At 37.4% G+C, this 20825-nt stretch carries 25 protein-coding genes; 17 read left to right on the forward strand and 8 right to left on the reverse strand.

Annotation, left to right across the window (positions count from 1 at the left end; genetic code table 11):
• Positions 1-61: 61 nt before the first annotated feature.
• The 7 genes from AC59HC_RS18970 to gldB form a co-directional block, all read right to left on the reverse strand.
• A complete protein-coding gene (locus tag AC59HC_RS18970; RefSeq protein WP_110011359.1) occupies positions 62-658 on the reverse strand; it encodes a hypothetical protein in 597 nt (198 codons plus the stop codon).
• Between the two features lie 6 nt (positions 659-664).
• Positions 665-1111, reverse strand: a complete 447-nt coding sequence (locus AC59HC_RS18975; protein ID WP_227943103.1) for a hypothetical protein — start codon at positions 1109-1111, stop codon at positions 665-667.
• On the reverse strand, positions 1102-1614 hold the full coding sequence (locus tag AC59HC_RS18980) for a DinB family protein (protein ID WP_343642051.1): 513 nt from the start codon (positions 1612-1614) through the stop codon (positions 1102-1104). The genes AC59HC_RS18975 and AC59HC_RS18980 overlap by 10 nt, the downstream gene beginning before the upstream one ends.
• An 82-nt stretch (positions 1615-1696) precedes the next feature.
• A complete protein-coding gene (locus AC59HC_RS18985) occupies positions 1697-2146 on the reverse strand; it encodes a GNAT family N-acetyltransferase (protein ID WP_137905789.1) in 450 nt (149 codons plus the stop codon).
• Positions 2147-2213: 67 nt separating this feature from the next.
• Positions 2214-3353: a cystathionine gamma-synthase gene (locus AC59HC_RS18990; RefSeq protein WP_137905788.1), complete on the reverse strand. Its 1140-nt coding sequence runs from the start codon at positions 3351-3353 to the stop codon at positions 2214-2216.
• A gap of 132 nt (positions 3354-3485) precedes the next feature.
• Positions 3486-3809 carry a gliding motility protein GldC gene (gene gldC / locus AC59HC_RS18995; RefSeq protein WP_002977443.1) on the reverse strand — a complete coding sequence of 108 codons (324 nt, stop codon included), beginning with the start codon at positions 3807-3809 and terminating at the stop codon, positions 3486-3488.
• Positions 3810-3841: 32 nt separating this feature from the next.
• A complete protein-coding gene (gene gldB / locus AC59HC_RS19000) occupies positions 3842-4825 on the reverse strand; it encodes a gliding motility lipoprotein GldB (RefSeq protein WP_496559158.1) in 984 nt (327 codons plus the stop codon).
• Positions 4826-4877: 52 nt separating this feature from the next.
• On the opposite strand from gldB, the gene AC59HC_RS19005 reads away from it, so the two are divergent.
• The 7 genes from AC59HC_RS19005 (at position 4878) to AC59HC_RS19035 (ending at position 8783) form a co-directional block, all read left to right on the forward strand.
• Positions 4878-5516, forward strand: a complete 639-nt coding sequence (locus AC59HC_RS19005) for a leucine-rich repeat domain-containing protein (protein ID WP_482399932.1) — start codon at positions 4878-4880, stop codon at positions 5514-5516.
• A gap of 10 nt (positions 5517-5526) precedes the next feature.
• On the forward strand, positions 5527-6057 hold the full coding sequence (locus AC59HC_RS19010) for a GNAT family N-acetyltransferase (protein ID WP_496559159.1): 531 nt from the start codon (positions 5527-5529) through the stop codon (positions 6055-6057).
• Positions 6054-6587, forward strand: coding sequence for a GNAT family N-acetyltransferase (locus AC59HC_RS19015; RefSeq protein WP_343642059.1), 534 nt, complete (start codon positions 6054-6056; stop codon positions 6585-6587). The genes AC59HC_RS19010 and AC59HC_RS19015 overlap by 4 nt, the downstream gene beginning before the upstream one ends.
• 12 nt (positions 6588-6599) lie before the next feature.
• Positions 6600-7391, forward strand: a complete 792-nt coding sequence (gene nadE, locus AC59HC_RS19020) for an NAD(+) synthase (protein WP_496559160.1) — start codon at positions 6600-6602, stop codon at positions 7389-7391.
• Between the two features lie 52 nt (positions 7392-7443).
• On the forward strand, positions 7444-7947 hold the full coding sequence (locus AC59HC_RS19025; RefSeq protein WP_496559161.1) for a ribonuclease domain-containing protein: 504 nt from the start codon (positions 7444-7446) through the stop codon (positions 7945-7947).
• Between the two features lie 51 nt (positions 7948-7998).
• On the forward strand, positions 7999-8307 hold the full coding sequence (locus AC59HC_RS19030; RefSeq protein ID WP_343642064.1) for a GIY-YIG nuclease family protein: 309 nt from the start codon (positions 7999-8001) through the stop codon (positions 8305-8307).
• A gap of 164 nt (positions 8308-8471) precedes the next feature.
• Positions 8472-8783: a barstar family protein gene (locus AC59HC_RS19035; protein WP_202838866.1), complete on the forward strand. Its 312-nt coding sequence runs from the start codon at positions 8472-8474 to the stop codon at positions 8781-8783.
• A 233-nt stretch (positions 8784-9016) separates the two neighbouring features.
• On the opposite strand, the gene AC59HC_RS19040 is transcribed toward AC59HC_RS19035, so the two are convergent.
• A complete protein-coding gene (locus AC59HC_RS19040; protein ID WP_110011371.1) occupies positions 9017-9499 on the reverse strand; it encodes a cytidine deaminase in 483 nt (160 codons plus the stop codon).
• Positions 9500-9598: 99 nt separating this feature from the next.
• Here AC59HC_RS19040 and namA point away from each other — a divergent pair, with 99 nt between their 5' ends.
• The 10 genes from namA (at position 9599) to AC59HC_RS19090 (ending at position 20823) form a co-directional block, all read left to right on the forward strand.
• The gene (namA, locus tag AC59HC_RS19045) at positions 9599-10651 is read left to right on the forward strand and encodes an NADPH dehydrogenase NamA (RefSeq protein WP_496559162.1); all 1053 of its coding nucleotides are present in this window, start codon (positions 9599-9601) and stop codon (positions 10649-10651) included.
• Between the two features lie 29 nt (positions 10652-10680).
• Positions 10681-10959, forward strand: a complete 279-nt coding sequence (locus AC59HC_RS19050) for a DUF2752 domain-containing protein (protein WP_110011373.1) — start codon at positions 10681-10683, stop codon at positions 10957-10959.
• 267 nt (positions 10960-11226) lie between these two features.
• Positions 11227-11631 carry a type VI secretion system tube protein TssD gene (tssD, locus tag AC59HC_RS19055; RefSeq protein ID WP_002977458.1) on the forward strand — a complete coding sequence of 135 codons (405 nt, stop codon included), beginning with the start codon at positions 11227-11229 and terminating at the stop codon, positions 11629-11631.
• A gap of 147 nt (positions 11632-11778) precedes the next feature.
• Positions 11779-13710 carry a type VI secretion system Vgr family protein gene (locus tag AC59HC_RS19060; protein ID WP_202838868.1) on the forward strand — a complete coding sequence of 644 codons (1932 nt, stop codon included), beginning with the start codon at positions 11779-11781 and terminating at the stop codon, positions 13708-13710.
• A 1-nt stretch (position 13711) separates the two neighbouring features.
• On the forward strand, positions 13712-13882 hold the full coding sequence (locus AC59HC_RS19065) for a hypothetical protein (protein WP_153816338.1): 171 nt from the start codon (positions 13712-13714) through the stop codon (positions 13880-13882).
• Positions 13883-13943: 61 nt separating this feature from the next.
• On the forward strand, positions 13944-14918 hold the full coding sequence (locus AC59HC_RS19070; protein ID WP_238349591.1) for a DUF2931 family protein: 975 nt from the start codon (positions 13944-13946) through the stop codon (positions 14916-14918).
• Between the two features lie 34 nt (positions 14919-14952).
• Positions 14953-16365 carry a phospholipase effector Tle1 domain-containing protein gene (locus AC59HC_RS19075; RefSeq protein ID WP_496559163.1) on the forward strand — a complete coding sequence of 471 codons (1413 nt, stop codon included), beginning with the start codon at positions 14953-14955 and terminating at the stop codon, positions 16363-16365.
• A gap of 53 nt (positions 16366-16418) precedes the next feature.
• Positions 16419-17462 (forward strand): hypothetical protein, encoded by a 1044-nt coding sequence (locus AC59HC_RS19080; protein ID WP_202838871.1) that lies wholly within the window; start codon positions 16419-16421, stop codon positions 17460-17462.
• Positions 17463-17491: 29 nt separating this feature from the next.
• Complete coding sequence (locus AC59HC_RS19085; RefSeq protein ID WP_202838872.1) at positions 17492-17980, forward strand: DUF4280 domain-containing protein; 489 nt, start codon at positions 17492-17494, stop codon at positions 17978-17980.
• A gap of 11 nt (positions 17981-17991) precedes the next feature.
• Positions 17992-20823 (forward strand): OmpA family protein, encoded by a 2832-nt coding sequence (locus AC59HC_RS19090; protein WP_202838873.1) that lies wholly within the window; start codon positions 17992-17994, stop codon positions 20821-20823.
• The last annotated feature ends 2 nt before the right edge of the window (positions 20824-20825 follow it).

The raw sequence follows: 20825 nt of genomic DNA on the forward strand, positions 1-20825 counted from the left end.
GGCAAAAAAATGGGGTTTAAATATGATTTTTCAGCTTGATTATTATGACAAGATGCAAAGATTATAATCCATGAAAAAATGAATTAAAATAAGTTGTACGCTTAATAGGCTCAATATAATCAGGATGTAGTATTTTTTTGAAATCTTTTTTGGTAAGATGTTGTGAAATCAAGACAGGGAAATTTGATCTTGAACCTTCTTTAATTAAAGTATAAAGAATCGCATTGTTTTTAAAAAATACAATGGTTGTCTGTTCATAATCTTTACCCAAACTGTAGAGATCTGTCGGTTCATTAAGGAAAATCAGATTCCCAGAAATCTTTGAAATTCTATGATGATGTTTTTTTCCATACTCAATGATTCTGCTTTTAGCTTCTTCTTTAGGAATTTCAAACTTAATTTCTTTCAAATGTTTTTCGGTGTATTTACAATACAGCACATATACGCTACAGATGAATAAACTTATAAGAATTGCACACTCGAAGCTGTTATTAAAAGAAAAATCTACTTCTTTTAATAACAGCAGAGAAGCTCCTGCCAATGCAGAAAATCCAAAATAGATTGAGATCGTATCAAACTTATCGTATGAACTTTCTTCAAAAACTAATTTTTCAGTTTGAATACTTTCTGTGATTCTTAAATTTTTTATAGATCTCATTGCACATCAGGATGAGAATTTATGATTGATAAATTTAGATTTTATGGATAAATATAATGAGCCAGCTATTAAAAATGCAATAGAAGCTATCCACAAAAAATAACCTGTTTCCAAGCTGTATATTCTTCCCATTCTTCCATTTTCTGCAGCCAGAATTTCCTTCCAGAAAAAAAATGTTCCTGCAATTAAAAAAGCTATTGCAGCCAATATCATAGAAATTAAAAAATATTTTTTATAACAGAATACCACTGCAATAAAGAACCAAATATTAGCTGTCCATACCAGAAATTCAAATAGGCCCCCGCCTAAAAAGCTAATCGGACCTATAAGAAAAGTTTCAAATGATTTATAATCTTTAATCTCTCCCATATCTTCAACTTTAAAAGCTGTAAAACAAAAAGAAATTATGAAAATTAACAGGCTGGCAAGGGGAATTCGTTTTCTTACATCCATCCCAATTTCGATAAATACCTTTCCTCAATAATATTCAGGTGGTGATAATTGTGACCTATAATCAGTTTTCCGATAGTTTCTACAGATATTTCATGGCCATTGGCTGTTCCTGTATTCTGTAAAGCAGAAGGTTGAAGAGTTTCTAATAAAATCTGTGAAGATTTTCTCACCAGTTTGTATTCTTCCAAAAGAGATTCCAGGCTTCTTTCACCTGCAAAAGAATTTTCTGCATATTCATTTTCATCAAATCCGGGAAGATTGTTTTTTTCTCCTCTCGCAAAAGCTAATATTCTGTATTGGAAGACTCTTTCTGTATCAGATAAGTGGAGTAGAAGACCTTTTAAAGTCCATTTTCCTTCTGCATAAGCAAAATTAGATTGTTCTTCGGTAAGGTTGGAATAAATTCCGATGGTTTTGTCTGCTGATATCTGCAGTTCATTGATCCAGTTTCCTGATGGAATCTGATCTAAATATCTTTGGATGTATTTTTGAAAGTCGGTCATATTATTTTTTGTTTGGGTTACGGGTTTTCGGGATTCGGGGTCTTGAGATTCGGGATGGTGAGTGTAACGCATCAATTACTCATTAATCATGATTCGTCCACTCGTAGAAATTTACAGAGTCATAAAGCTCAAAACCGCTGGCTGGATACAATTGGTTTCCAATATCATTGCTTTTTCCTGTTTCTAAAAGAATTCCACATGCTTTTGAGGAACGGCAGAGTTGCTTAGATTCTTCAATCAGTTTTTTAGAATATCCTTTTCCTCTGTGACTTTCATTTACATACAGGTCGTTCAGCAGCCAGTAACGCTGCATTCTTGTAGATGAAAATATAGGATATAGCTGTACAAAACCTGTCAGGTTACCATTTTCTTCCGTAACAAAAATTTCGGAATCTTTGTTTTCAAGTCTGTCCTGAAGAAAGGTTGTAGCAGCAGGAATATCTGATTCTTTGTGATAAAATATCCTGTACTGATCAAATAATTCTGCGAGTTGTGGTAAGTCGGAAATAGTTGCTTTCCTTGAGTTTTTCATAATATCAGTTGGTGTTATAATAAATGAGAAGGATTATCAAAACCCTTCTCATTTAATGTATTGTATGTTAAGAAAAAGCTTTCTCAAGATCTGCAATAAGATCCTCTGCATCTTCAATGCCTACGCTTAAACGTACAAGGTCGTCCGTGATTCCCAGTTCAGCACGTTTTTCTGCCGGGATTGAAGCGTGAGTCATCAACGCAGGGTGGTTAGCCAAAGATTCTACGCCTCCTAAAGATTCCGCAAGGGTAAATACTCTTACTTTTTCCAAGAATTTGACAGCATCTTCTTTCTTACCGGATTTAAAAGTGAATGAAACCATTCCCCCTGATTCCTTCATCTGGGATTTTGCCAGTTCATACTGTGGATGAGATTCCAATCCCGGATAAATTACCTTATCCACAGCTGGATGTGTCTCAAGGTACTTCGCTACAGCAAGACCATTGTCCGAATGTCTCTGCATTCTTAAGGCCAGTGTTTTAATTCCTCTCAATACAAGATAAGAATCGTGAGGACCTAAAATACCACCGCTTGCAAACTGAATAAAGTGAAGTTTTTCTCCCAGTTCGGCATCTTTAGCAATAAGAGCTCCTGCAATCACATCAGAATGGCCTCCTAAATATTTCGTTGCGGAGTGCATTACAATGTCAGCTCCCAAATCAATAGGTCTCTGGATATAAGGCGTAGCAAAAGTATTGTCTACTGCTACCAGAATATCTTTCCCTTTTGCAACTTCTACTACTGCTTTGATATCTACTAATTTCATCAAAGGGTTCGTAGGAGTTTCTACCCAGATCAGTTTTGTTTTATCTGTAATGACATCAGCAATTTTAGAAACATCGTCAAAATTTACGAATGTGAATTTCAGCTGATATTTTTCGAAAAGTCTCGTGAACATTCTGTAAGTTCCTCCGTAAAGGTCATCTACAGCAATCACTTCATCACCTGGGTTTAATAATTTCAAAACACAGTCGATGGCTGCAAGACCGGAACCGAAAGCCAGACCTCTCGCTCCGTTTTCAATACTTGCCAAAGAATCTTCCAATGCCTGTCTTGTAGGATTGGCAGCTCTTGAATATTCGTATCCGGAATGTACTCCCGGACTCTTCTGTGCAAACGTAGAGGTTAAAAATACAGGTACATTTACAGAACCTGTTGCAGACTCGTGGTGCTGCCCTCCGTGAATTACTTTTGTATTAAAATTCATAATTTTTTGCTTTAGGCTTAGCATTAAACAATAAAGTATATTGCTTAAGCGGATTGTTTTATTAAAATTTGCTCTAGCTGAATACAAAAAGCTTACCGCTTACTGCCTGCAGCTTACTGCAATTATATTTTTTTACTTAATAGCAGATTTTACCGCAAATTCTTCTGCAATTTCTTCCATCCACTGCGCTACATCTTCTTCTCCGGTTGCTCTCTGATACGTATTTCCTAAAGATATTAAAATCTGGTGGATAAACATCTTCATCTGGTCTACAGGCATTTCTTTGGTCCAAAGATCAATTCTTAACGCTTCTCTTGTTTTATCATCCCATACGGAAATCATGGTTGCTTTGGTATCTTGTTTTTCAATACCGCCATCCTGAGCGTTCCATGTAATATTTTCCGGTACGTGATTTTCATCAAGCTCTACATCTATCGTAATCTGAGTCTTTCTCATTTTTCTATTTTTTCTAAATTCTAAAATTTCTGTTATTTAAGTTTCGGTTTATAACCGGATTGATTAAAAATTGTGGTAGCATCCATTTTCAGGAACTCTGTTAACTTTGTTTCAGGCTTTTCCTTAAAGTATGCTTTACAGATCTGCCAGCCTGTAAAAATCCCGATTTGTGGCGAAGATTCATTATCTATTTCTGTATAAAACTTCGAGAATGGGCCTGGGGAAATAAAACGCTCTCCCAGTCTCGGATCATCTCCAAAGATCAGATTACTTTCTACAAAATAATTCCAGATATTCGCCTCATTACTGGTTGCCCATTCATACTGCTTTTGAGTATAATTCATTTTCAGATAGTCGGGAGTATCCGGAAGAAAAGCATCCTGAAGAATCATTACTTTTCCGTTCAGAATCATCTGATCAATGAATTTCTGATGATCAGGAGATTCCGTTACAATATTTTCTGCAAACAACTGTGATACCTTAGGAACAATATTCTGTGGATTCATTGATTTTTGGAAATACAACTCCAGCCCTTTGTAATTAGGATTTCCATCACCCATAAAACCGGTTACATCTATGAATAACAGATTGCCTTTTTCATCATAAAATATAGGATCCTGTACCATCTGTAGAGCAGATGAGAACAGATATACTTTTGGATTTTTAAATTGGGGAAAGTAATATTTGATATGAGCAAATAAGCTCTGAAGTTCATTTTGCAGCTTTGCCTGATCTATTTTCCCGATAGCTTCCCTGTAGATTTTTATCTCTTCAGCATCTGCTCTTCTTTTTTCGAAATCAGCATCAGAAACACTTCCCTGGAACCATGGAAATTGAGCTTTAAACTGATCCAATGGAATGTTCTGATTATAGAATTCTTTGGAAATATCTGTAATGTCAACTTTTTCGGCAGTTTGTTTGACTTCGACCTTCCATTGGTTTTCAGGTTCTTTTTTGCAGGAAACAAGCCCTGCAGCTAAAACGGAAGAAAGCGCAATATATCTAAAAATCTTCATTATTTTTACATGGAATTTAAGTTTACAAAAATAAGGATTAAATACACAATTCATGATGAAAATTAAAATATTTACAGCGGGTTGCCTTATTTCCGGGCTTTCTTTTTTCTGCGGGCAAAACCTTGAATTTAAAGATAAAAACTTTGAAAAAGCAGTGCTGGAAAATTTTGATCTGAATAAAAACGGAATACTTGAATCTCTGGAAGCAGGTATGGTTACCAATCTGTTCCTGGTTCAGAAAGGAATTACCTCAGCAGAAGATCTGTCACTTTTTAAAAACGTGAAAATGGTTGTTCTCGATGATAATAGAATCTCCAGCATTGTACTTAATGATTTGTCTCAGCTTGAATTATTTTCATGTACGGGATGCAAAATTTCTTCATTCAAAGCCGAAAATCTTAAAAATTTAAGTTCATTATATCTCGATAATAATTTGTTGGAAAGTATTTCGCTGATGGAGATTCCCAAAATTGATCAATTAACATTATCTTTAAATCAATTAAAAACAATAAATCTGCTTCAGTTTAAAGTATTAAGAAAGCTCAATGTAGAACATAACAAGCTTCAGAAAATTGATATTTCCGGCAACCCGGCTTTACAAACCCTTAATATAATGGGAAATAAGATAAGAGAAACAGATATAAAGAAGGGTGCTAAAACTAACGTAACCATTTTTGGAGCTGAAGAATAAACTAATAATTATGATGATAGAAACAGAACGACTGATTTTAAGAAAACTCGAAGATGAAGATTTTGAACGCATATTTTTGCTGGATTCCAATGCTGAAGTTATGAAATACATTGGTGTACCGGCTTTGACGGATATCAATGAATCAAAAAAGGTCATCAGCATGATTCAGAAACAGTATGAGGAGAATGGAGTAGGAAGGCTTGGAGTAGTAGAAAAAGAGAGCGGACTTCTGATAGGATGGAGCGGCTTGAAACTGCTTACCCATGAAACCAATGGTTATAAAAATGTGCTGGAACTGGGATATCGTTTTCTGCCGGAATCATGGGGAAAAGGATATGCTGTGGAATCCGGAAAAGCTTCTCTGGATTATGGTTTTAATGATTTAAATGCAGAAGTCATTTATGCCTATGCCCATTCTGAACATGATGCTTCCAATCATATTCTAAGAAAATTAGGTTTTGAAAAAACCGACGAGTTTGAAGAGCCTGATGGCATTTGCTTTTGGTACGAACTAAAGCGTGAAAATTACGGTAAAAAATGATAACAATACGAAAAGAAGAAAAAGAAGATCATCAAAAGGTCTTTCAGCTGACGGAAGAAGCTTTCAGAGAAATGGAATACAGTAATCATCAGGAACAGTTTCTGGTAGAAAAACTAAGACGTTCAGAAGCTTTCATCCCGGAATTATCATTGGTGGCCGAAGATGAAAAGGGTAGAATTGCAGGACATATTTTGTTTACAAAAATTAAAGTTATTAATGGTGAAGAATCATATGATTCTCTTGCTCTTGCTCCTGTTTCAGTGAAGCCGGAATTTCAGAATCGGGGGCTCGGAGGAAAACTGATTCTGGAAGGACACCGTATTGCCAAAGAACTGGGATATGAATCGGTGATACTGATCGGACACGAAAAATATTATCCGCGCTTTGGTTACAAAAAAACAAGTAATTTTGGAATTTCTTTTCCATTTGATATTCCGGAAGAAAACGGAATGGCTGTAGAATTGGTAAAAGACGGATTAAAAGATAAAAAAGGAGTGGTAAAATACCCTCATGAATTTGGAATAGACTAAAAAATATAAACAATGCAGACACAAAAAGTAATAGATCATATTGTAAGCTGGTTAAAGGATTATGCTACAAATGCTAAGGTAAACGGATATGTAATCGGAGTTTCCGGAGGTGTAGATTCCGGAGTAGTTTCTACTTTAGCAGCAATGACAGGCATGAAAACACTACTGATCGGAATGCCGATCCGTCAGAAAGCTGATCAGGTAGATCGTGCACAGGATCATATGAATGACCTTAAATCCAGATTTTCCAATGTAGAAACAATATCCGTCAATCTGACCCCGGCCTTTGAAGAGATCTATAAAACCTTCCATGTAAATGATGAGGTGTATCCCAATGAGAATTTGACTTTTGCCAACACAAGAGCACGTCTCAGAATGCTTACACTTTATTATTACGGACAGCTGAACGGGCTTCTTGTTTGTGGAACAGGAAACAAAGTAGAAGACTTTGGAATTGGTTTCTATACAAAATATGGTGATGGTGGGGTAGATGTTTCACCTATTGCAGATCTTTATAAAACTGAAGTATATGAACTTGCTAAAGGATTAAATCTTATCAAAAGCATTCAGGAGGCTATTCCTACCGATGGACTTTGGGATACGGAAAGAACAGATGAACAACAGATTGGTGCAAGTTATCCGGAACTGGAAAAAATCCAGAAAGAATACGGAACGAAAACGGCTGAAGATTACGAAGGGAGAGATAAGGAAGTGTTCCTGATCTTCGACAGAATGCATAAAGCTGCCAGACATAAGATGGATCCTATCCCGGTTTGCGATATTCCTGAAGAATGGAGAGCATAACAATACTATTCATTGGTAAGCTGACTAATACATCATATAGTAAATAATAGTTATGAACGGAAAAATAAGATCTGTATTTTTTATATGTCTGGGACTCCTTTTCGGAATGTCTGTAATGTATGTCTACAGAAACTTTATTGAAAATAAGAAAGATCGGTCAGATTCTGTAAAAAAAGAAGCAGTGAGTTACGGAAGTACTTCTTCCGATGGAAGTTCATCTGGTCAGGTTTCTATAGATCAGCTTACAGAGGAGAAAATGGTAATCAGCTATGTAAAGCAAAATTATAAGCTTCCGGATTATTATATCACTAAAAAAGAAGCAAGGAAACAAGGTTGGAATCCTTCTCAAGGAAATCTTTGTGATGTACTACCTGGAAAAGCTATCGGCGGAGATCATTTCGGAAACAGAGAAGGACGTTTGCCGGATGGAGAACGATACTTTGAAGCAGATGTAAACTATCATTGTGGTGGAAGAAATGCTGACCGTATCATCTACACTCAAAATGGCGATGTATACCTTACCAAAAACCATTATAAGAGCTTTGAAAAGCAATAACGTCATTGCGAGGAACGGAGTGACGAAGCAATCTCTATAAAAGAATCACAGATGAAAGCAGGTTTTGTCTACATTATGACGAATAAAAATCATACTACTCTTTACACAGGAGTGACTTCAAATCTGCCTAAACGTGTTCAACAGCATAAAGAATCATATTATTCTCAAAGCTTTACTTCAAGATATAATTTATATATATTGGTATACTGGGAATCCTTTCAGGAAATAGGTGATGCTAAATATAGAGAAAAACAAATAAAAGCAGGTTCCAGGCAAAAGAAACTGGATTTAATCAATAGTATAAACCCTGATTGGAATGATCTTGCGGAGGATGTTGAAGATATTATGGATGTTTTCTGAGATTGCTTCGTCGCTAAGCTTCTCGCAATGGCTAGTGCATAATTTGTATTTAAGGGGTGATAAGTCGTAATTTTGAAAAATAAAATATTGTATGAGTGGCTCTGAAAAGATCCGCAAAAATGCAAGACTTTTTTAATCAATAAAAATTGGAAATTTAATTCAATATGAAGACAGTATATATAGATTTTACGGACATAGGTGACTATGAAGATTTTTACGCCCAGCTCAAGGAGAAAATTCAGCTTCCTGAGCATTTTGGGGATAATCTTGATGCCCTTTTTGATACCATCACCGGTAGTCTGGAAATGCCGCTCCATTTAGAATTCGTCAACATGACTGTAGATCAGCTTGAGATTTTTGAAGATCTTCTGACGACGCTGGAGGATGCGGAAGAAGAAGTTGAAGAATTTAGTTTTAGCTACTATCTTGAGCAGTACGAAGACGAAGATGATGATGTAGAATCTGAAGAAGAATAAAAAAGAAAGGTTGTCCCAATACAGGAGACAGCCTTTTTTATGCTGATCCTTATTCTATAGTATTCAAATCTTTATTCCTTATCATACAAACCTAACAGGTTTTCAAAACCTGTTAGGTTTCTTATTTTATTTCACTGTAACGTTTATTCAGGATGAGCCGATGTGAACTTTTTGCTTCATAGCCTGTCAAAGTTTCAAACCTGGGCAGGGAGCTAAAATCAGGTTTCATCTGGTTACAAAAACGTAGAATCAAAATAAAAAGGAAGCAGATCTTTCACGGCATGCACTTTTACAACCTCCTCATTCATGCTTGAGAAATAAAGGTCGATATTTTCATTCTGCTTGGTTTCATACTCAATTAAACTCTGGCGGCATGCTCCACATGGAGGTATTGGTGGGTTTTTCTCATGAAACTCCTTCGGACCTCCTACTACAAAGATCTTTTTTATTTTCACATCCGGAAAGTTGGCAGCTACCCAAAAAACAGTCGTTCTTTCTGCACACAATCCTGACGGATAGGCTGCATTCTCCTGGTTGTTCCCGGAATAGATTTCTCCGTTTTCCAGTAATACGGAACATCCTACCAAAAATTGAGAATAAGGTGCATAAGCATTCTCACGAGCTTCTTTGGCTCTTTCAAATAATTGTTTTTCTATATCGCTCAGCTCACTGCTATTTTTAAAATATTCGTAACCGATCTGTATGTCTTTTTTCATATATTGTCAACTAAAAAAGGGGGGTAAAATTAGTTCTTTTTAATGAAGTGGGCAATATTTATTCTTCCCCTGAAAAGTTTAATTTTTTAATGTTTAAAAATGTTATACACACCGATAAAATTCAGAAATATAGAGTTGAAAAACAGATGGGTAATGTCACCCATGTGTATGTATTCATGTGAAAACGGAGAGGCTAACGACTTCCATTTTGTACATTACGGAAGCAGATCGCAGGGCGGTACCGGTCTTTTGATGGTAGAAGCTACAGGAGTAGAACCCAAAGGAAGAATTACCAATCACTGCATGGGAATCTGGAATGATGAACAGGCAGCGAAACTGCAAAGAATCGTAGAATTTGTACACAAAAATTCAGAAAGTAAAATAGGAATCCAGCTGGCTCATGCCGGAAGAAAAGGATCAACATGGAATAATATACAGATTCCTGTGGAAGAAGGTTGGGAAACTGTAGCTCCAAGCCCTATTCCTTATCACCCTACGGAAAGAATTCCTCATGTACTGGGTACAGATGAGGTAAAGGAGATTGTTCAGAATTTTAAAAAAGCTGCCCGAAGAGCTGTAAAAGCAGGTTTTGATGTCATCGAAATTCATGGTGCTCACGGATATTTGATCCATCAGTTTCTGTCGCCGCTTTCCAATATCCGAACGGATGAATATGGAGGTAGTTTTGAAAACAGAATCAGATTTCTGATCGAAATTGTAGATGCTGTTAATGAAGAACTGGACAAAAATACTGCCCTTTTTGTAAGGATTTCAGGAACGGAATATGCTGAGAATGGCTGGGATATTCAGAGTAGTGTAGCGCTGGCAAAAATTTTAAAAGAGCATTCCGTAGACCTTGTAGATGTATCCAGCGGTGGAAATATTCATGGAGCTAAAATCCCGGTTTTCGATGGTTATCAGGTTCCTTTTTCTTCGCAGGTGAGAAATGAGGCTGAAGTGAAGACAGGAGCGGTGGGATTGATTACCAGGGTAGAACAAGCCGACGAAATCCTTCAGAAAGGGGATGCTGATCTTATCTTTGTAGCAAGGGAGATTCTGAGAAATCCTTATATTGCTGTTCAGGGATCTTTTGAAATGAAAGAAGACTGCTTTTTTCCACATCAGTATACCAGAGCCAAAATCTCTTCTTAGTTACCCCAATAATCTGTAAAACCACAGGAATGAATATTGATGATTTCATGCTTACCTGCCCCAGTAAAAAATTCCTTGGGGTAGAATGTCTGGGATGTGGTGCTCAGAGAGCGATCCTGTTGGTATTTGAAGGAAAGTTTTCGGAAGCGTTTCAAATGTATCCGGCTGTATACACTTTATTGTTATTCTTTTTGATCCTTGGGGTAAGTTTTATCGATAGAAAAAGAAAATACAGTAAAATTTTAATGATTATGGTGGTCGTTAACCTGATTATTATGGTAATCGGGTATATGTACAAACACTGTTAACTATTAGAATCAACAGTAACCGTTTGATTATTAGTTGTTTTTGTGTTTTGATCTTCTTTGGTGTTATGTAGAAAAATTTTAATAAAAAATATAATTTATTAGATTAAAATTCCTGTATTGTTTTGTTGTGTAGAATTTTAAAATGTCGTAGAACTACTACAATTTATGAAACAGTGCCTTAAAAACTTTTTAAATTAGAACATGACCTTTATCTTTGTTTTATAAATCCTATAGCAGGGATCTCGTTAATGATTAAAATTTAAGAATATGGCAGGAAATTCAAGAGGAATCTTAAAATTCAATGGAGGTGAAGGTCAGAAGTTGTTAAAGCTTAACTATAGTGTGTCAAGATCTACAGATGTTTCAGGACGTGTAGCCTCTGACCCGTCAAACGCATTGATCAAAGTAACAATTGAAGCAACAGAAAAATCTGATGTTTTAGAAAGTTTATTAAACAGTAAATACAAACCAACTAGCGGGGAAATCAACTTTAATAAATCTCACGAAGAGGGAACATTGATCTCTCTGAAATGGGAAAACGGATATGTTATCCAGCATGAAGTAGACTTTGATGCCATTGATAGCAATAATATGCTGATCAGCTTTGTAGTAAGTGCTGAAAGCATCACATATGGAAACTCATCTTATGACGGACTTTGGCCGATGAGCTAAGTCTTTCATGAGCCAGAAATAAAAGACTGTCCTTACAAGACGGTCTTTTTTTACCTAGGACTATATTCTACAGGATTTTTGTTTTTAATTTTTAAACTCTCTTTCTGTTGAATAATCGTTTAAAAAACAAATCAAATCACTAAAAATATGTCAAATACACCTGGAAACTCACAAGCGGCGTCTTTTCGTCCGACGCAGAATGCAGATGGTATTTCCGAAAACCATCACACAGGTATCAACCGTCTGGTAAAGCTTTCTCTTGTCATAGAAGGGAAAATTATCAAGTACTACAAGCATTTCAAGCTTAAACAAAGTACCAGACGACATCACGAATTTACACTGACACTGGCACACGATACCCTGGGAGACAGACAGACCCACTCACTGGAGGAAGCTAACAAGTTTCTCGGAAAAAGACTTACGGCGGTTATTTCCTATAAAGATATAGATAACAGTCCGGAACGAACTTTTGTGGGAGTGATTACCGGAGTAGGATTCAGTCAGGAGCATATGAGTCTGGGAAATATTGTACTTACAGGTTACAGTCCGACCATCCTTCTTGACGGAGCACCACACATCCAGAGTTTTGGAGGAAGCCAGCCGGTTAATATCGGAATTATTGCAGAAGAAGTGATCAAACAAGGGATTGATAAAAGCCGTTTTGATATCAGGGTAGATGCCAATAATTTCTCTCAGATCATCTATAGCAGCCAGTATGATGAAACCCATTATAACTATCTGGCAAGAATGGCCGAAGCATACGGTGAACAATTCTACTACGATGGTGAAGTTTTACATTTCGGAAAACTGCCGGCTCAGAATAAACCTATTACCCTTACTTACGGAAGCAGCGCCAATGAAATTAAAGTTGAGCTGAAAGCGGTACACACCAAACCACAATTTTACGGTTATAACAGTAATAAAAATGAAAAGCTGACTTCTGGGTCTACACCCATCAAACATGTGAGTGATCTTGCAAAAACAGCATACAGCCATAACGAAACTATTTATAAAACACCGGCTTTACAGATTGCTCCTATCAAAGCTGCCACACACCTGGATGTGGAGTATTCGCAGAAAAGCGCTTCAGGAAGTGAGGCGGTGAATGTTTTTTCCGTTTCAGGAAATACAACGGTTCCTTTCCTTCACCCGGGGTGCGTAGCAGACGTCCAGATGCGTAAACAGGATTCCAATGAAACCTCTTATTTCACAAGGATAATGATTACGGAATCAGAACATGAGATTGACACAATAGGTCATTATAAAGGAAGCTTCGTAGGAATTGCAGCAGATACAGGGTTTCTTCCAAAGCCGGAATACACCATTCCGAAAGCTGAGCCACAAACTGCCACCGTAATTTCCAATACGGATCCCGAAGGACAGGGAAGAATACAGGTAAGATTTGACTGGCAGACCAATGATACCACTCATTTTATCCGTATGATGAGCCCAGATGCCGGAGGAACAGATCAGATTACCCAAAACCGTGGGTATGTAGCCATTCCGGAAGTGGGGGATCAGGTGATGGTTAATTTTGTGCACAGCCATCCGGACAGACCTTTCGTAATGGGAGGAATGTTCCATGGAGGAGTTGCTTTGGGCGGCGGCGTAAACAATCACCTTAAGTCTATTCAAACCAGAAGCGGAATCAGGATACTGATGAATGATGAAGAAGGAAGTGTAACCATTCTTGATCCAAGCGGTAATACCTATTACATGGACGGACAGGGAAATATCAGTATGAAAGCCCCTAAAAACTTTACGTTGAATGCGGGTGATAATATCAACATTACTGCAGGAAAAGAAATTTCTATAGGCGCAGGAGCAAGTATTACCAGTACAGCCAACGATAATATTGTTTCCATCGCAGGAAAAGATATGAAACTTACGGCTTCGGGAGATATTACGGAAACTTCCGATACCAGAACGGAAATGATTGAAAAAGAATTCAAAAGACAATCTGAAACCTCCAATGAAATTGCAGGTGAAATTTCCATGTTCAGTCAACTGGAAAATATGACCATGCAGAGCGGAAAGATTGTAGAATTCAACAGTGCTGAAAAATCAAAACTCTTCTGATATGGCAATCATCAAAACAGCAACCAACCTGCGCATAACAGTTAAAGATTCTTACCATCTGAGTGTAGGAAAAAAGGTTGAAAAAATAGCAAAGAAAATCAATGTGGAAGCACATAAGGAAAATCTGGTTTTAGCGAGTAACAAGAAGATTATGTCCCATGGTCATAAGTAAATGTAACCTGCTGATTCTTTTTATATGGTGTTTTTCATTAACGAATTGTCAGAATAAAAAAATGGAAGAAAAATACAGTTGGCTGGGAACCGTTTCTGCCCCGGAGGAATACCCGATGGAAGTCTATGAAGGTGCTATTGTTGCCGATGGTTTTACCTACAGCTTTGATGCCATCTGGGGAACACAGAATACAGGCTGGGGTAAAGAAGGCGGTACCATGAACGTTAATACCGAAAGCATGAGTGCGCCCTATAAACTGGAATTTACATGGTATTCTTTGGTAGAAAATAAATTCTACACCGGAAAATGGGACCTGGATAAAGAAAAGATCAAAAAACTTTTGGATGAGGGGTTTGTAGACCAGGACACAAAAAAGAAATCTACTTACAATTCCTTTGTGGTAGGATTAGCTCCACAAGGAAGAGTTGTGCTTTGGATGAAAGGTCCGGGAAACCAGAAAGAAGTAGGTGCTTTTCAGGCTCATGATACCATTATCACCAAAGAAAAAGCATACGATAATGCTCAGTATATGTTGAATGAAGGCTTTGCAGAAAGAATGTTGAAAGATCCGTCTTATAAGACATTCAAGCCGGAAATTCGTGAGAAAATTGAAAAAGAAGGCTATCCGCCAGCAGATATTTATAACGTTTATCGGGAAAGATACAGCTGGAAACCTTCCGTGATTCTCCCTGAAGGAGCCACCTGGATAGATTTTGGTTTTACCGGTTACAACGGTGAACAGGAAAACCTTTTTGACCAAAGCTTGAAAGAGAATACGTACAAAAGCAGGGCTATCCCAAAATTCTGCGGTTTGTACTGGAAAGACAAGAACAACAACAGGTATGCAGTATGGATAGACGCTTTTGATGATAAAGAGATATTTGATTTGTTTCAGAAATCGGGAAAAGACAAAAATATTGATCTGACCATTAAAGTAAACGAAGACAATACAAAGGTCTTGGTCTCTTTAGAATCTGAAAAAGAAAAACTGGCAGTTACCAAAGCAAAAATAAGGGTATCCCGAAAGATAGAATGATAATATTCACTCAGTCAATTTAAAAACAAGAACGATGCACAACAATCAATTTGGAAGTTATACACCATCTGTATCCAAAGAGGAAGTACTGGATATTACCATTGGGATTTTTTTTGACGGAACCCTGAATAATAAAACCAATACGGAAGAGAGAAGGAAAGGGACAGATGCTCATAAAAAACATGGTGGTGGAGCTAAAGACAATACCAGTTATAACAATGACTGGAGTAATGTAGCCCGCATGTGGGATAACTATGATAAAAACTTCGGGATTTATATAGAAGGTATCGGTACACTGGATAAAGAAGGAGATGCAACGCTCGGATACGCTTTCGGGACCGGAGAAACCGGGATCAGATCAAAAGTGAGAAAAGGCTGCGAAGAAATTGTAAAAAAGGTGAAAACCATTAAAGCAGAAAAGAAAGCTGATAAAATTGCGGTACTTACTTTCGATGTATTCGGATTCAGCCGTGGAGCTGCCGCCGCACGTAATTTTGTATACGAAATCGGAAAAGCAAAATATAAAGCCAGTTCACGCACCGTCGCCAATGAAGCGGTTTCAGTGACCACCTATTCAGATGATGATGGAAAAAGTGTTGATTCTGAAGAACTTCCAAAATGGGGGCATCTCGGTCTTAAACTCGAAGAAGCAGGTTTAAAAGTTGATGTGTTGAAAGTGAGATTTCTGGGGATTTACGATACCGTTTCTTCCTATTCAAAATACCTGTCACCAATGCCCAATTTCAGTAACGATGTTGAAGAATTAAGCCTGAATGACATCGGAAAAGCCCAAACTGTAGTTCACTTTATTGCAGCCGATGAGCACAGAGAAAACTTTGACCTTACAAGAGTACATATCGGAATCGAAAAAACATTCCCAGGTGTACACTGCGACGTCGGAGGTGCCTATGAAAACGGACAGGAAACGTGGGAGGAAGTGGAAACATCCTGGACAACCAGTTCCAAATTAGAAGCATTAAAAGCAGAACTCGTATCAGAAGGTTGGTATGAAAAAGATATGCTTACCATTACCCCCGGATTCTATTTATCATTGAGAGGGTCCCGTTACCTGCTGAAAACTTACAGCTATATTCCTCTACATTTTATGGCTGAATACGGCATTGAGAAAAATCTTCCTATCACCTTGAAAAAAATGACTGATGATAAATATTCCATTTTGAATGATCAGTTTTTAATAGGAATAAAAGACCGTCTCAGAACTTATGTGATGGGAAATGGCAAACCTTATGCCTTCAAACATTTTAAAGCGCTGCGTGATGCTTATGGTGGAAACGAAGTCCCGGAAGACCGTCAGGATGCTTATCAGAAAGAAGTAAAAGAACAGAACGATTTGAGATTCCTTCGTCTTCATTACCTTCACTGGTCAGCAAGAAGAGAAAAAATAGGTATGGATCCGAGACCGAACAGAACAAGAGTTATCCATTAAATATTTAAATAAGAGTATTATACCAAGAAAGAAATTGAAGCAGGAACATTTTTATGCAGAAATATAATATACATACCGTTCAGAAAGATGAAACTTTAAAAAGTATAGCCTTGCTGTACGGGCTGGATAAAGATGCATTAAAACTCTTCCATAATAACCACTGTGCTGTGAAAGATATGATTCTGATCAATCTCAACGGGCAGAAAGAGCTTTTTGTTCCGAGAACAGCGGTTGCTGATCAAAAGAGTCTGGTTAAATTCGGAAAAGGAAACAGCCTTACTCTTCAGCCTGAAAACAAAGTGCGAAGATACAGTGTCGTTATTACCATTGAAAAAGGAGAATCGAAAAACGAATTAAAATATGAAACATCAGTTCGCTGGCTGAAAACAGAAAAAGGGCATCATTTTTTTGAGATAGACAGAACATCAAAACTCTATCTCAACGAAGAAGAAGTGAATGAAATTGCAGATCTGCTCGCTTACAGAACCTCCGGGATCTTATATCCTTTACAGATCAGTACAGATGAACATGGAAGGTTTGAAACCGTAGAAAATGCAGAGGTATTTTCCAAAAGATGGCCAGCTGTAAAAGAAGAACTCTATAAAGAATTTGATGGCGAAACGGTAGACGAATACTGCGGAAAGATTGAAAAAGTGATCAGCCAGCCCGAAGCAATCAATCTGTATATTAAAAATGATTATTTCATCCGCTCATTATTTTTTGGAATATATCAGCGTTTCGGAAATGAATATAGAACTGAGATGACAGAAACCTTTCCGGTAACAGATAATGCCATTGAACCTGCATATAAACTGACACTGGAAACAGATCCGGTGAAAGGAGAAACCGGCCTGATTACCATAGAAGGATATGGAAAGTTATATGACGAAAGAAATATTGATGATTTTATAAGAAAATCACCTTTTTCATTGATTATAGAAGATCATCCTGTGATGAATGAAGAAGGAACTTTCAGACTCATAAGCTATCTGAAAGGAGAAACTTCACTTCCGGAATCTCTTTACCTGGAATGCAGTATCATGCTGCAGGAAGAGAAAAAGATTTCAGTATCAGTTTCAGGAATTGATGAAAACTAAATTACCATTTCACTAAAGATAAAATTAATATGGCAGAAAAACATATTGTAGTACAGGGCGCCCTATGCAAATGCCAGTTCGGACAGGCTCCGGACAAGCTCAAAGTACTTACACACCAAAAAGAATATGCCAATGATAAAAGCGCTTCCAAAAAACTGATCGTTACTACGAAAGAAATAGGAGCAGACACATTTGAAAAAAACACATTCGGAAACTGTACCAAAATGGGAGGTCCGCCTCCACCATGTAAAATTATGGTTACAGAATGGCAGAATTTTTATGATAAAGTACAGCTCAGCAATGGCGGATATATCATTGTGGAAGACAGCAAAGCCGTGTGTGCTGTTGCCGGAACGCCATGCATCGAGATTATAGACCACGGGCAAAGAGCAGAAGCCAGCCAGCAGAACTTTAAAAATGCAGACAAAGATGTTCAGCAGCAGATCAATCCACTGGTAGATTCCGAAGAAATGTATAACGACCAGCCTTCAGGAGGAGGGCAGGATGGTGCAATCTAAATGATAAGAAAATGGCAAAAGGCGTAAAAAAAATAAAAGTTGTAAGCGGATTGTATTACCCCAAAATGTCTGTATTAGGGCAAAGGATTACCATAAAACCGGATCAGTGGGTGCAGTTTGGTGTGGATGAATGGCTGCCGGGCACCACAGATGCCGACAAAAAGAAACCTCTTACCTGGATGAGGCAGAACAGTAGCAAAAAAATTATCATCAATCAGATAACCTCTGCTACAGGATATAAATTTTTAATTGGTAAGCAGTACTGCGGAAGCTATCAGTTTTATATTGAAGCCAGTCTTTCAGGAGTAAGAGACCCTAAAGGTAATACAGGACTATTTGTAAAAGGCTGGTGTGAGCCCAAAATTGTAAGCAGCAAATGGTCTACCCAGAAGAACAGCAAAAGCATCAAAAACAATAAAAAAAACGAATACATTTCCTATGGGCATATCGTTCATCTGAACCTCGTGACGGAAGGACTCAATGGAAATACAGTCAGCATTGAATTGTGGAATCAGCAGTCCGCAAAAGCAGATAAACTGGTGCATACCTATAACAATGTACAGGTAATAGACGGTGAAGTGAATCTGAAAATAGAAAATACCTTTGCCTGGATGGCTTATGTGGACAATATTCAGAATGTAGAGGAGTTCTATGTTAAAGTAAAAGATGTTGCATCCAAAAAATACATTAAAGACAAGCTTGGAGATGACCTTCATGCCATCTATCTGAATGTAAAAAATAAAGTAGTTACTACCAATACCAACGGAGCCCAGAACCAGACACCAACTAAAGTGTATAAGCCGGATGTAAATTCCGTCAGACTGGAACCTTGTAAGTTTGAAGTGATCAAAATCACAGAAAGTGAAATAAAAGACGGAAAGGCTAATAATACAACCGTTAAAGTTTTTGATAATGGTAATGGTATAAAGCAAATACAGTCACCGGCGCTTCAGGAACATATTAAAAGAACCATCTTTTATAAATTCGATTCTACAGAAATTGATAAAGATGGAGTCGCCATCCTGAATAATGTACTCAAATTCCTTTTAGAACATAAAGATGCCACCATGAATCTGAGTGGCTACGCTTGTGTAATCGGAAAGCAGAATTACAATAAAGGTCTTTCCCAGAGAAGAGCGGATGTTGTCAAAAAATTCTTTGCAGACGGTGGATTAGATCCAAGAAGAATCATCTCTGTGGGAAAAGGAGAAGTAGATCCTACTGACGATAAAAAAGGAAGAGATAATATAAAATATAAAAATGAGAAAGACTACGAAAATAACCGTAGAGTAGACATCTCATTTGTATTCAATGCCCATGATGCACAAACGGTTAACTATGAAGTGACAGCACCTAGTGTATCCATGAAGAAAGATATAACGATTGATGTTACCGGTTTTCAAACCAATGAATGCTTCAGAGACAGCAAAGGGAAACATAAAAAACAGGTCCTGATGGTAGATGTAGGGCAGGCAATAGATAAAGGAGATACTGTAAAAACATTTACCACACCATCATTTAATTATGGAGTATACTCAGATCTATCACAATTCAATGCTTTTCCTATACAATATATCTGGCCGATGTGGACCACTCCCAATCAATTCCATCTTCACGCACATACATGCAGGTATTTTAGCAATGAAAAGAGAACAACCGTATTAATCAAAGCTTACCCGGACATTAAATGGACACTTACTTTCTTCGTTAATCTTACCAATGAACTGAGTGTGAAATGGCAGAACCAGCCAGCGGCAAAACATAAAGACTTACAGGCTAAAGCCGGTAAAATAGGTGCTGAAAGAAGATGGAAACAAAAGGATGCTTCCTTCGGATTCAGCCTGAAAAGTGAATGGGAAAAGAATAGAAGCGGCAGTTTTCAGAAAAGTAAGGAAGTTAAAGGAGAATACGAGACAAAATTCAAAAAGCTTTATGATCTTTTCGGATCAATGGGAGCAATGTCTGACGGTATTACCAACAAAACTAAAGGACAGGTTAGAAATATAGGTTTTAAAGGTCTTCCGGTAACTTTCGCAATCAAGCCTCCTAATATTAATCTAAAAGGTGAATGGTTTTTAGAAAGAGCCAAACAGAAAAATACCGAAATAGAAAGATTAGGAACAAAGGTTGATATATCTTTTAATGCAGAACCCCTGATAGGATTAGAAGTTACAATAGACCTCCTTTGTACAGCTGTAGGACTGGTGGCAGGAGCCGTGAGTGGTGGAACCGCAGCACCAGGTGCTGTAAGGTTGTATGGAGTGATCAAAGACCAGATGAATACAGGAGTTGAGTTTGGGAATGATGATTTCGGAGCTAAACTGAGTTCAGATGTTTACATTGATCTTGTTATTTCAAGTGAAATCAAAACATCAATTGGTTTTTCATTCAATACTGTAAGCGAAAAAAGTGATAAGCAAGGAAAAATAGAAGCTAAAAATACCCTTAAAATTGAATTAAAAGCAGGGGTTTGGGCAAAAGCAGAAGCCAATCTTGTCATTGTGAAAGTAGAAGGATATTTTGAAATGAGCGGAAAGGGATCAGCTTCCATTACATTCGGGCATGGTGTGAAATTTGATGATAAAGGATTAAATTACCGCCCGGAATTAGGATTTGATGGACTCAACGCTGAGTATGTGATTAAAGGAAAAGTAGGAATGTCTGCAAAAAAGAAAATACCTAGAGGTGGCAGTAAAAAACCGGCAGAACTTAAAGGAAGTTCAGAAGACGAAGGTATTATCGCAGAAGGTAAATTTAACGAAATTGTACCTAAATTTGATGTCATCAAAAGTCTTGAAGAACTTTTCGGATTCAGTGCCGATATTCCGTTAATAAGAAATTAGAT

The sequence above is a fragment of the Chryseobacterium sp. DZ-32 genome, from assembly GCF_059587025.1.